The following is an 11,684-nucleotide window of genomic DNA, read 5'->3' on the forward strand; positions in this document are numbered from 1 at the left end:
GCCACGGGGTTCAGGCGCTCATGCCGCCGTCGACCATCAGCGTCGTGCCGGTGGTGAAGCTGCTCTGATCGGAAGCGAGATAGAGCACCGACCGGGCGATTTCCTCTGCGGTGCCGTGGCGGGCGAGCGGGATCATGGCGTTGAAGAAGGCGGTGCCGTCCTCGCCGGTCGCCGCGGTGAAGCCCTCCTCGACGGCCTTCTGGAACGAATTGTCGATCGGTCCGGGATGGATGGTGTTGACCCGGATGCGGCGCGGCGCGAGCTCCTTGGCGAGGCATCGCATCAGCCCGACCTGGGCATGCTTGGCGGTGATGTAGGCGTAGACGCCGGCATCGCCCCGCAACCCGGCGACGCTGGAGGTGATGACGATGCTGCCGCCGTCGTTCATCACCGGCACGGCGTGCTTGCAGGCGAGATAGGCACCCTTGACGTGGACCGCCTGCACCGCGTCGAAGACCTCGTCCGGATAGCTGGCGATCGGCCCGACGGTGCCGAAATTGCCGGCGTTGGACAACAGGACGTCGAGCCGTCCGAAGCGGTCCGTCGCCGCCGCGACGTAGCGTGCGGTCGCTTCCGCAGAGGCGACGTCGGCGACCAGCGACAGGATGCGGCCCGGCGCGGCGACATCCGTGAAAGCTTCCGCTTCGAGCGGCATGCGGTCGACGACGGCAACCCGGGCGCCTTCCTGCAGAAACAGCCGGACGGCGGCGCGGCCGATGCTGCCGGCCCCGCCGGTGACGAGGCAGACCTTTCCCTCGAGCCATCCCATCGGATGAGCCTCCCCATGCGGCGCCGGCCCCCGCCCGGCGTCAACCTGTGCTGGAATTAGTTTGCACCCAAACCTTCTTTCTGTATAGTCCGGCCGTGGCCGGGATCCTCGGCCGTCCGGCGTTGTGGGAGGCGCGGACGGCGCAAGGTCGGGCGGCCCTTATGGTGGTGGATCGACGCCCGTGTCCCGGCCCTTTGCAGGGTCCGGCTCCGGCGCGGGTCTCGCCGCAAGCATCGCTGACTGGTGGCCGGTTCTTGAGGACCCGCCGCATCCGTTCCGTTCGGGGACGGGATTTCGCAATCGGACCATGCGTCGGGGAGGACGAGATGGCGAATGGCGTTTTCACGATTTCATCGGTGATTTCCTTGTCGGCGGGGGCGCTTCTGGCGGCGCTCGCCAGCGGGGCCGCCCATGCGGCCGACGCACCGAAATGCGGCCTCGGCACAGGCCAGGCGGCGGACGGCAGGCCGATCCTCATCGGCTCGGTGGTCGGCGAGACCGGCCCGGACGATTTCAGCGCCGGGGCCGACGCCGCGAGAGCCTATTTCAAATGCGTCAACGCCAATGGCGGCATCAACGGCCGACCGATCGACTTTCGCGTCGAGGACGACCAGTGGAGCCCGGAAACCGCCTCGCAGGTCGCCTCGAAGCTGGTCAAGGACGACAAGGTGGTCGCCCTCGTCGGCAATGGCAGCTTCGTCGAGATGACGGTCAACGCCAAGCTCTACGAAGACGAGAACGTCGCGGTCGTCGCGTCCGCCTGCGCGGTGCGCGAATGTTTCGAGGCGCGCAATATCGCCTCCACCAACCAGGGCCCGGTGCCGAGCAACATCCTCACCGCCCAGTGGGCGATCGACAATCTCGGCACCAAGAAGGTCGCCTGTATCGCGCTGAACATTCCCTCCAACGGCGTCTGGTCCTGCGACCAGACCGATCGCTGGCTCGCCGACCAGGGGCTCGAGGGCGTGCCCGTGCTGTTCGATCCCGGCTCGGCGGACCTGACCGCCGTGCTGCTGGAAGCGGTCGCGACCGGGGCCGACACCATGCTGGTGAGCCTCCCGGCCAATCTCGGCGTCGCCTTCTTCAAGGCAGCGGAGGAGCAGGGCCTGCGCGACCAGTACAACTGGATCGCGCCGACGCCGCTCTACAAGGAGGGCGTGCCCGAGGCGCTCGGCGACTACTGGGACGGCAAGATCTACATCAATGCCGAGCTGACGCCGTGGGATCGCGACGGCCCCGACGCCAAGCGCTGGCGGGAGGTGATGGACGCCTTCGCCCGGCCCGAGGATCCCCGCGACACCTTCAGCCAGGCTGGCTTCGTCTCGGCCAACATCCTCGTCGACACGCTGATGGAGATGAAGCCGGAAGAGATCGACCGCGACAACGTCACCAAGGCCCTCAAGGCGGTGAAGAACTATCGCACCGACCTTCTCTGCTCGCCGTGGTATTTCGGCGAGGCCGCCTCCCACCAGCCGAACCATGCCGGCGTCGAGCTGGTCATCAAGTCCACCGGCTTCGAGGTGGTGGCCGACTGCTTCGAGGCGAAGGGCGGCATGTTCGAGGACATTCTGGCGATGGAGAAGAGCCAGGGCATGACCGGCGCGAACTGAGCGCGGGGAGATCCGCCGATGGGCGCTTACGGCCTGTTCCTCGTCAACGGTCTCGCGGTCGGGGCGATCTACGCTCTGTCCGGCGTCGGTCTGGTGATCCTCTGCCGCGCGACCGGCGTCCTCAACCTCGCCTATGGCGCGATCGGTGCGGCCGGGGCGATGATCGCCTGGCAGCTGATGCAGTATGGCTGCCCGGAAGCGATCGGCTGGCTGGCGGCGATCGGCACGGCGACGCTCCTGTCACTCGCCTACGGCCGGCTGATCGCCCCGCATCTGTCGTTCCGCGAGCCGGTCGTGCGGGCGGTGGCGACCCTCGGCTTTGCGATTATGATCCTGTCGCTGATGAATTTCTCCTGGGTCGAGGCGCCGCGCCGGCTGACCCTCGCGACGGACGCAATCGGCCTTTCGATCCTCGGCATGCGGGTCACCGGTACCCGGCTGATCGCCCTCCTCGCCGCCGTCCTGGTGACACTGGCGGTCGCCCTGTTCCTCGCCGCGACGCAAACTGGCCTGAGGATGCGGGCCCTCGCCAACGACCGCGATCTTGCCGCGGTGCTCGGCGTTCCCGTGGTTTCGGTCGAGACCGTCGCCTGGGGGATCAGTGGCGTCATCGCCGGCTTCTCCGGCATGATGTTCGCCGATCTCGTGCGGCTGAACCCGACGGTGCTGACCTTCCTGGTGATCCCGGCCGTTGCCGCAGCCATTGTCGGCCGGCTGGAATCGCTGATGCTGACGCTTGCCGGCGGCCTGACGATCGGCGTGGTGGAATCGATGGCGACGCTGATCCGGCCGGTGGCGCCGTTCCGCGCGGCGGCGCCCTTCGTCGTCGCCGCACTGCTGATGCTCTGGTATCAGCGCCATCGCCGGCTGACCTTCGCCGGCCGGGACTAGCCGATGTCGGCGCTCGAAGCCCGCCAGCAATCCGCCGCCGGGACCGACGGGACCGGGACACTGCGCCTTATCCGCCTTGCCGGCCTCGTCGCCACCGCGGCCCTCGTCTTCGGCATCGTGCCTGAGGTGCTCGGCTCGCTCTGGCTGAAGGTGCTGATCTCCGCGGCGATCTACGGCCTCGCGGCCTCCGGCGTCGCGCTGCTCTACGCCCGGCTCGGCCTCGTCTCGCTGATGCAGGTGGCGCTCGTCGGCGTCGGCGGCTGGGTGACGCTGAAGATGTGGCATGCGACCGGGCTGCCCTTCGAGATCGACATGCTGGCGGGCGGCCTTGCCGCCGCGATCGTCGGGGCGCTGCTCGGACTGCCGGCGCTGCGCATGCGCGGGCTCTATTTCGCGCTGGTGACGCTGATGGCCGCCGCCGCCTTCCAGATCTTCATTACCGCGACGCAGTTCCCGAATGGCGGCGAGGGCTGGCTCGGCGTCAGCCGCAGCGCTCCCGCCTTCATGCCGCGGCCGCTGCTTGCGACCACCGACGCCGCGATGTTCCGCTATGTCGTGGCGGTCGCGGTGCTCTGCTTCCTGGCCATCGAGGCCTGCCGCAGGTCGCGGGCGGGCCGCGCCTGGGCGCTGATCCGCAAGAGCGAGGCCTCGGCGATGGCCGCCGGGGTGAGCGTCGCCTTCTACAAGCTCGCCGCCTTCGCTCTGGCCGGCTTCGTCGCAGGCGTTGCCGGCGGCTTGCTGGCGGCAACCATCGGCGTCCTCGACGCTCGCAGCTTTCCTGCTGCCGATTCCGTCATGCTGTTCGCGCTGACCCTCGTCGGCGGCGCCTATGCCTTTCTCGGCCAGGCGATCACCGGTCTCCTGTTTCGGGCTGTGCCGGCGCTGCTCAACGATGTCGGCGTCGACGGCGACATCGCCTTCCTGATCTTCGGCGCGGCGCTCCTGCATGCGTTGATCACCGCGCCGACCGGCATCGCCGGGCAGCTCTTCGGCCTCTTCGGCAGGCTGATCCGCCTGGGGGGACGGCGATGATCGAGATCCGCGATCTCTCGGTCTCGTTCGGCGGCGTGCGGGCTCTCGACGGCCTCAGCGCGAGGCTGGACGACCCCATCGTCGGCGTCATCGGCCCGAACGGCGCTGGCAAGACGACGCTGCTCAACGCCTTTTCCGGCTTCGTGCCGGTGGCGTCCGGCAGCCTCACCGCCTTCGGCACCGACCTTCTCGCCATGGCGCCACACCGGCGGGCGCGTTGGGGCCTGAGGCGATCCTTCCAGACCGAGGAGATGGTCGACGATCTCACCGTCGCCGACAACGTCCGGGTGATGCTCGACGCGCTGACCATGAAGCCGCGGGAAAAGACTGCGGCGGTGGAGCGGGCGCTCGCCTTCGTCGGTCTTGCCGACCAGGGCCGGCTGCTCTGCGCCGGCATGGACCTCTACCGCCGGCGGCAGGTGGAGATCGCCAAGATCGTCGCCGGATCGCCGAAGGTCGTTCTTCTCGACGAGCCGGCTGCCGGCCTGCAGCCGAACGAGGCGGCGGCGCTGCGCGACATCCTCGTCGCGATTCCCGAAACCTGCGGCGCGCGGGTCGTGCTGATCGACCACGACGTCGATCTCATCGCGGCGATCTGCCGCTCGACGCTGGTGCTCGATTTCGGCCGCAGGCTGGCCTTCGGGCCGACCGGCGAGGTGCTGCGCGATCCGAAGGTGAAGGCGGCCTATCTCGGTCTCAAGGAGGCAGCATGACGAGTGCCCTTTCGATCGACGGCCTGTCGGTCGCCCGCGGCGGCAGGACCGTCCTCTTCGACCTGTCGATGCGGCTCGAAAGCGGCCGGATCGTTGCCCTGCTCGGGCCGAACGGTGCCGGCAAGAGCAGCCTCGTCCTCGCTTTGGCCGGGCTCCTGCCGATCGCAAGCGGCACCATCCACCTCGACGGCGGCGCCATCGGCGGGCTGCCGCCGGACCGCATCCGCCGCGCCGGCATCGCCGCCGTGCCGGAGGGGCACCGGGTGCTGACCCGCCTCAGTGTGCGCGATAACATCCGCGTCGCTGCCCCGAAGGCCGACGGCGGCTTCGAGCGCGCCACGGCGATCTTTCCGGAGCTTTCGGCGCTTGCCGAGCGGCCCGCCGACACGCTTTCGGGCGGCCAGCAGCAGATGCTGGCGCTGGCCCAGGCGCTGGTCTGCCGGCCGAAATTCCTGCTGGCCGACGAAATGTCGCTGGGTCTTGCGCCGGTGATCGTCAGGCGGCTGATGGGCGTCGTCGAAACCGCGGCGCGGGGCGGCGTGGGCGTGCTTCTGATCGAGCAGTTCACCCATCTCGCTCTGGAGATCGCCGACCACGCCTATGTCATCAATCGCGGCCGCATCCGCTTTTCCGGCGAGCCCGCCGAGCTGAAGGCCAATCCGCGGCTCCTCGAAGAGGCCTATCTCAGCCTGTCGGCCTGATCGGCGCAACCTGGCGCGACAGGCCGGCGCGAAGTCGCACGCGCGTTGAAAGCGTCCTATGAGCGTCCAACTGGACGCCCGGCGCTCTGACGCCCGGCACTCCTTCTCAAAGATGCGACAGCCAGACGTCGAGCACCGCCGAGCGGCCCTTATTGCGGACGATGTCGAAGGCTTCCGCCACCGCCGCCTCGACCTCCTCCGGCCGTTCCACGCGCCTTGCATGGGCGCCGCCGGCGGCCGCCGCGATGTCGGCATAGAGCGGCGGCGGATCGAAGCTGACGTCGATGTCGTTGGCGCGGGCCGCGTAGCCGTCCGGGTGGACGCCGAGGGCCGAGAAGCGCGGCGCCTTCCAGCCGCGATTGTTGTAGACCACCTGCAGGAACGGCGTCTGATACTTCGCCGCCATCCAGTGGACGCTGGAGGGGACCGAGAACATGTAGGAGCCGTCGCCGGTCAGCGCGACGACGGTCTTTTCCGGCGCCGCCAGCTTGGCGCCGATCGCCGCGCCGCCGTTCCAGCCGAGCGAGCCGCCGCCGGAGGTGAAGATCGAGCCCGGCCTGGTCATCGCCATGTGATTGAAGATCGTCGGGTAGTTGGTGATCCCCTCGTTGAGTACGATGGTCTCGTCGTCGATGTGGCGGCGGACGATGGCGGTGACGAATTCCGGCGTGATCAGCCCCGGATCGCCGACCTCGAGCGCCTGAAGCCTTTCACGACGGGCCTTGCTGGCGTCGCCGTAATGGGCCTTGCGCTGCGCGACGGCACCCGGCTCGGCGGGGTTTTTCGCCAGCGCCGCGTTGAGCTGGGCGAAGGCCGTGGCGGCATCGGTGCGGAAGGCGTGTTTGGCGCCGATATACCAGAGCGGCATCGCCTGCTTCAGCGGGTCGACGTCGAGATGGATGATCGTCGCGCCCTCGGCCGGCCGGCTGACCGTCGGGATCCAGGGCACGTCGCTGTCGACGACGAGGATCACGTCGGCTTCCGCCAGCGCCTCGTTCTGGCGCGGCTCGTTCCACTGGTTGCCGAGATAGAGCGGGTGGTCGTGGGGAAAGTTCATGGCGTTCGGCACCGACTCGACGACGCCGATGCCGAGGCTTTCGCAGAACTTGACGAGCTCCGGCACCGCGGCCGGGTTGCGGCCGACATAGGAGGTGACGAGCAGCGGCCGGCGGGCGGCGGCAATGGCGTCGAGAATGCTGCCGATCGCCGCCTCGGGAAGCGCCTGGGATCCGAGCGGCCGCCAGGCCTCGGGGTCGATCGTCACCGGGGCTTGGAGTTCCTCCTCCATCACCTCGCGCGCGCCCATCAGATAGACCGGCCCGCGCGGCTCGGAGGCGGCGAACTGCATTGCCCGGTGCACCAGTTGCTTGACGTTGCGGCCGGTGCGGATCTCGTTGTCGTATTTCATGTAGCCGCGGACGATGCCGCGCTGGTCGTGGACGTCCTGGATCCACTGGATGAACTCGTTGCGGCTGCCGGTCATCTCGCCTTCCTGGGTGAAGGGCGAGGCACCGGCGAAGATCAGCACCGGCGCCCGGCCCTTCGCAGCGTTGTGGACGGCGCCGGCGAGCGCCTGAGTGCCGCATTCGACATGCACGACGACGGCCTGCGCCTTTCCGGACACCTGGGCGAAGCCCTGAGCCGCGCTCATTCCGGCCATCTCGTTCGGGCAGGTGATCACCCGCGGAATCGGCCGGCCCTCAGCCCGCGCCTTGGCGATCGCCTCGATCAGCCCGGGATGGTCGCTGCCGAAATTTGCGAAGATGTGGCTGACGCCGGCTTCGATCAGCGCCTCGAGAAAGGCGGTGCTGGTGGTGTACATGCCATCTCTCTTCAGTCGAGCGTCGCGACGATGCGGCGCAGCAGCGCGATCAGCTCGTGTTTCTTGTCGCCGACGATCGCGTCGAGCTCCCGGTCGTGCTCGGCGGCCGCCTCGGTCAGCGTCTGCAGCATCGCCTCGCCCGCCGGGGTGAGGAACAGCGCATGGCTGCGCCTGTCCGCCTCGATCCTGCTGCGGGCGATCAGCCCGTCCCGCTCGAGGCCGCGAAGCACCGGCGTGATCGTCGACTTGTCGCGCCCGCTGGCCCGGCTGAGCGCCAGCGGCGTGATGCCGGGATTGCCCTCGATGATCGCCATGACCGCGAAACGCCCGGGCCTCAGATCCGCCTCGCCGGCCTTGCGCTTGAAGGCGTTGAACGAGGCGTTCTGCGCCAGGCGGAGGTGAAAGGCGATGTAGTTGTCGAGCTGGCCGAGCGTGACGGGCTGGGTCTTCGGGCGTGCGACCTCCGATCCGCGGCTCTTCGTCGTGGCTGACATGGTCACCGGTTGGTATCGCTCCCGAAGCGGAAAGGCGTCACCCGCCTTTCCGGCGCAAATGATAGTTCACTGCCATTTTGCCCGCAACTAGTTTTAGATCAAACGATCATCACGGCGATCCGATGGCAGACGGATGCGCGGGTCATCCCAGAATTTGTCGGTGTCTGCCCGCGAGGGGCGGGGAGGCGCCATGCCGTGACGGCATATTCGCGTAAGCCGCCGGCCCGGGCAGCACTCTTGCAGGCGAATAGTATCCCCCGGATAAGATCAGTCCGCCGATGCTGCAGCTGCGAAGTATTTTCGTATGCAACAAACACTTGCATTAACACGATGGAAATCTCTGCCGCCTATTGCTTGTCCTCGACATTCCACCACCCGGACGATCCGCTGGCTGAAGGCGCAAGTGAAGGCAGCACGCTCACCCCTCGCCGTCTGGTTCGGCACCCTTGCGGCGAGCCTCGTCGGACTGGTCGCCTCGATGCCCGGCCCGACCTTCGGCAAGGATGCCGGTGTCGCGGCGCTCTATCCGCCCTGGTGGTCGCAGGAAGAGGTCCTGCGCTCGGCCGGGAGCGCCGGCGACCTGATCGATACCGGCGGCTGGTCGTCCGTGGCGATCCTCGTCTTCAAGGACGAAGACCTGCCCCGGCGCCTGCGGGAGTCCGGGGCGCTGATGGTGATGAATGCCCGCCCATTCGGTTGTTTTACTTTGCGCTAACAGGAAACTGAGTTGATGGACGCCCTCCCGGATCTCGAACGGCACCGCGCCAGGCTGACCGCCTCCCTCGCTATCGTCCTGATCGTCGCTGCGCCGATCATCGCAGCCCTCGACTGGGCAAGGGCCGGAGCCGGATGGCCGGCCCTCGTCGTCTCGCTCGGCCTCGGCGGGCTTGCCTATTTCCTCAGCCGCCAGGACGGCGCCGGCGCCAATGCGCGGATGGTCGTCGCGGTCGGCTTCGTCGCCGAAATCTCGCTGGTCGTCGCCGCGCTCGACGGCAGCAAGTACCAGGTCGACGCGCATATGGCCTATTTCGCTGGCCTTGCCCTCATCGGCGCGCTGTTCGACTGGCGGGCGATCGCCGGGGCGGCGCTGGCGACCGCCGTCCAGCACATCGTCCTCAACTTCATCATGCCCTCGGCGATCTATCCGGGCGGCACGGACATCGAGCGTCTCGCCATCCATGCGGTCATCCTCGTCGTCGAGGCCGGCGCGCTGATCTGGCTGGCGGTGAAGGTGACCGCGATGTTCACCGCGGTGTCGGAATCGAACTCTGCCGCCCAGCGCGGCATGGAGGAGGCCGAAAAGGCAGGCCGCACCGCCAGCGAGCTGCGCGAACGCCAGGATGCCGAGCAGAAGCGCCAGATCGCTCTCGACAACGCCAAGGCCGAGGATCTGCGCGCCTTCATCGGCCTCGTCGATGCGAGCTTCGACCAGCTCTCCTCGGGCGACCTGACGGTCCGCATGGCGGGCAAGGTCGCGCCGGAATTTCAGCCGATCCAGGAGAAGTTCAACACCTCGGTGGAGGTCCTCGAGGAAGCCATCGGCAAGGTCTTCGGCACTGTCGGCACCATCCGCATGGGCCTCAACGAGATCACCGTGGCGTCCAACGACCTCGCCCACCGCACCGAGCAGCAGGCGGCGAGCCTTGAGGAAACCGTCGCGGCCCTCGGCGAGGTGACCGGCGGCGTCAACCGGACGGCCGACAATGCCGGCCAGGCCCGCAAGACTGCCGATTCGGCGACGGTGAAGGCGAAGAAGGGCGGCGAGATCGTCGCCGAGGCGGTCACCGCGATGAGCCAGATCGAGGCCTCCTCGCAGCAGATCACCCAGATCATCGGCGTCATCGACGAGATCGCTTTCCAGACCAACCTCCTCGCCCTCAACGCAGGCGTCGAGGCGGCGCGGGCTGGCGAGGCCGGCAAGGGCTTTGCCGTCGTCGCCCAGGAAGTGCGTGCGCTGGCCCAGCGCTCGGCGGAAGCGGCGAAGGAGATCAAGTCGCTGATCAATGCATCGTCCGAGCAGGTGGAGCGCGGCGTCGAGCTGGTCACCGCTTCGGGCAAGTCGCTCGACGAGATCGTCGCCGAGGTCGCCGGCATGGCGGGGATCGTTGCGAACATCGCCGAAGCGGCCCGCGAACAGGCGACGGGCCTGCGGGAAGTTTCCGGCGCTGCCGACCAGATGGACAAAGTGACGCAGCAGAACGCCGCGATGGTGGAAGAATCGACCGCTGCCGCACAGACGCTTTCCGCAGAGACCGACAACCTTGCCCACACGATCGCGCGGTTCAAGGTCAAGGATGGCGCCAGCGCCGGAGCCAGCCGAGCGGCCCCGCCGGCACAGCGTCCGGCTTCCGCGAAAGCCGCGCAGCCCAAGGCACCCGCCCCGAAGCCGGTGGCGCAGATGAAGGCCACCGGCACCGGCGGCGCGGCGAGGAAGCCGGCTGCCGCGGAGGACAGCTGGGAGGAGTTCTGAGCCGTCCGGCCGAGCGGCCAAGTGACTGGAAAAGCATGAAGAGGAGGGCGGCGCGTCGCGGGACGGCCGCCCTTTTTTTCGCCATTACGTGGTTGCCGATGACGGAAAGGCCTCCATTCACGAGCCAAGTCTCGCGAAAATTAAGTTTTCTTTCGAACTTGTAATTCAATGATTTGCAATGGCTGGCGCTTCGGCAGCCCTCCCTACAGGATCCAGGACCAATGAATTTCTCGATTTCGCGCAAACTATCCGCGCTCATTGCCGTCGCTGCCGTCGTCAGCATCGTGGCGATGTCGCTGCAGCTCTACTCGCTCCACGAGACGATCTGGAAGGATCGTAAGGCACTCATCGTATCTCAGGTCGACAGCGCGATTTCGATGCTGGCCGGTTTCCAGGCCAAGGTCGACAGCGGCGAGATGACGCTGCAGCAGGCCCAGGACCGCGCCCGCGAAGCGGCGCTGCCGATCCGCTTCGGCGACAACGACTACCTCTTCATGATGAGCGCCGACGGCAAGCGCGTGATGCATCCCGATCCCAAGCTGATGGGCACCGATGCCTTCACCTCGAAGGATCCGACCGGCCGCTTCTACAACCGGGAAATGGTCGAGAACGCCCACAAGGGCGGCGGCTTCACGCCCTATTACCGCGCACGCCTCAAGGGCGACGGCCTCTCCCAGAAGCTTTCCTATGCTCAGCTCTTCGGGCCCTGGGACTGGACCGTCGCTGCAGGTCTCTATGTCGACGACCTCGAAGAGCAGTTCATGGGCCAGGTCTACAAGACGCTGATCTGGTCTGCCCTGCTGCTCGCCGTTCTGGTCGCCTGCGCCGTGCCGCTCGCCCGCTCGATCTCGCGGCCGATCAACCAGATGACCGAGGCGATGCGCAGGCTCGCCGCCGGCGACAAGAGTGCCGCGATCCCGGCCGTCGGCCGCAAGGACGAGATCGGCCAGATGGCCGGTGCGGTGCAGGTGTTCAAGGAACAGGCGATCGAGCGCGACCGGCTGGAGACCGATGCCGAGACCGCCCGGGTTTCCGAGGCGGAGGCGAAGCAGCGCCAGGCCGATCTCGAACACGCCAAGGCCGAGGATCTCAGAGCCTTCATGGGCGTCGTCGACGCAAGCTTCGATCGTCTGTCCTCGGGCGACCTGACGGTCCGCATGGCGGGCAAGGTCGCGCCGGAAT

Annotated in this window: 11 protein-coding genes; 8 read left to right on the forward strand and 3 right to left on the reverse strand. The window is 67.8% G+C overall.

Annotation, left to right across the window (positions count from 1 at the left end; all coding sequences use genetic code 11):
- Positions 1-10 precede the first annotated feature (10 nt).
- Positions 11-769 carry an SDR family NAD(P)-dependent oxidoreductase gene (locus E3C22_RS23775; protein WP_134764379.1) on the reverse strand — a complete coding sequence of 253 codons (759 nt, stop codon included), beginning with the start codon at positions 767-769 and terminating at the stop codon, positions 11-13.
- Positions 770-1,095: 326 nt separating this feature from the next.
- Here E3C22_RS23775 and E3C22_RS23780 point away from each other — a divergent pair, with 326 nt between their 5' ends.
- Genes E3C22_RS23780 through E3C22_RS23800 form a run of 5 tightly spaced genes read left to right on the forward strand, consistent with a single transcriptional unit; the run spans position 1,096 to position 5,716 of the window.
- Positions 1,096-2,379, forward strand: a complete 1,284-nt coding sequence (locus E3C22_RS23780) for an ABC transporter substrate-binding protein (RefSeq protein ID WP_167591888.1) — start codon at positions 1,096-1,098, stop codon at positions 2,377-2,379.
- 18 nt (positions 2,380-2,397) lie between these two features.
- On the forward strand, positions 2,398-3,270 hold the full coding sequence (locus E3C22_RS23785; RefSeq protein ID WP_134764381.1) for a branched-chain amino acid ABC transporter permease: 873 nt from the start codon (positions 2,398-2,400) through the stop codon (positions 3,268-3,270).
- A 3-nt stretch (positions 3,271-3,273) separates the two neighbouring features.
- Positions 3,274-4,302 carry a branched-chain amino acid ABC transporter permease gene (locus E3C22_RS23790; protein ID WP_134764382.1) on the forward strand — a complete coding sequence of 343 codons (1,029 nt, stop codon included), beginning with the start codon at positions 3,274-3,276 and terminating at the stop codon, positions 4,300-4,302.
- Entirely contained in the window at positions 4,299-5,015 is a 717-nt protein-coding gene (locus E3C22_RS23795) for an ABC transporter ATP-binding protein (protein WP_134764383.1), read from the forward strand. The genes E3C22_RS23790 and E3C22_RS23795 overlap by 4 nt, the downstream gene beginning before the upstream one ends.
- Positions 5,012-5,716, forward strand: a complete 705-nt coding sequence (locus E3C22_RS23800; protein ID WP_134764384.1) for an ABC transporter ATP-binding protein — start codon at positions 5,012-5,014, stop codon at positions 5,714-5,716. The genes E3C22_RS23795 and E3C22_RS23800 overlap by 4 nt, the downstream gene beginning before the upstream one ends.
- Positions 5,717-5,822: 106 nt before the next feature.
- On the opposite strand, the gene E3C22_RS23805 is transcribed toward E3C22_RS23800, so the two are convergent.
- Both E3C22_RS23805 and E3C22_RS23810 read right to left on the reverse strand, forming a co-directional pair.
- Complete coding sequence (locus E3C22_RS23805) at positions 5,823-7,538, reverse strand: thiamine pyrophosphate-requiring protein (protein WP_134764385.1); 1,716 nt, start codon at positions 7,536-7,538, stop codon at positions 5,823-5,825.
- An 11-nt stretch (positions 7,539-7,549) separates the two neighbouring features.
- Complete coding sequence (locus E3C22_RS23810) at positions 7,550-8,032, reverse strand: MarR family winged helix-turn-helix transcriptional regulator (protein WP_134764392.1); 483 nt, start codon at positions 8,030-8,032, stop codon at positions 7,550-7,552.
- A gap of 403 nt (positions 8,033-8,435) precedes the next feature.
- On the opposite strand from E3C22_RS23810, the gene E3C22_RS23815 reads away from it, so the two are divergent.
- The 3 genes from E3C22_RS23815 to E3C22_RS23825 form a co-directional block, all read left to right on the forward strand.
- The gene (locus E3C22_RS23815; protein WP_134764386.1) at positions 8,436-8,747 is read left to right on the forward strand and encodes a hypothetical protein; all 312 of its coding nucleotides are present in this window, start codon (positions 8,436-8,438) and stop codon (positions 8,745-8,747) included.
- A gap of 15 nt (positions 8,748-8,762) precedes the next feature.
- Entirely contained in the window at positions 8,763-10,502 is a 1,740-nt protein-coding gene (locus tag E3C22_RS23820; RefSeq protein WP_134764387.1) for a methyl-accepting chemotaxis protein, read from the forward strand.
- Between the two features lie 221 nt (positions 10,503-10,723).
- On the forward strand, positions 10,724-11,684 hold a 961-nt coding region (locus E3C22_RS23825; protein ID WP_134764388.1), incomplete at its 3' end, for a cache domain-containing protein.

The organism is Jiella endophytica, assembly GCF_004519335.1.
Classification (GTDB): Bacteria; Pseudomonadota; Alphaproteobacteria; order Rhizobiales; family Rhizobiaceae; genus Jiella; species Jiella endophytica.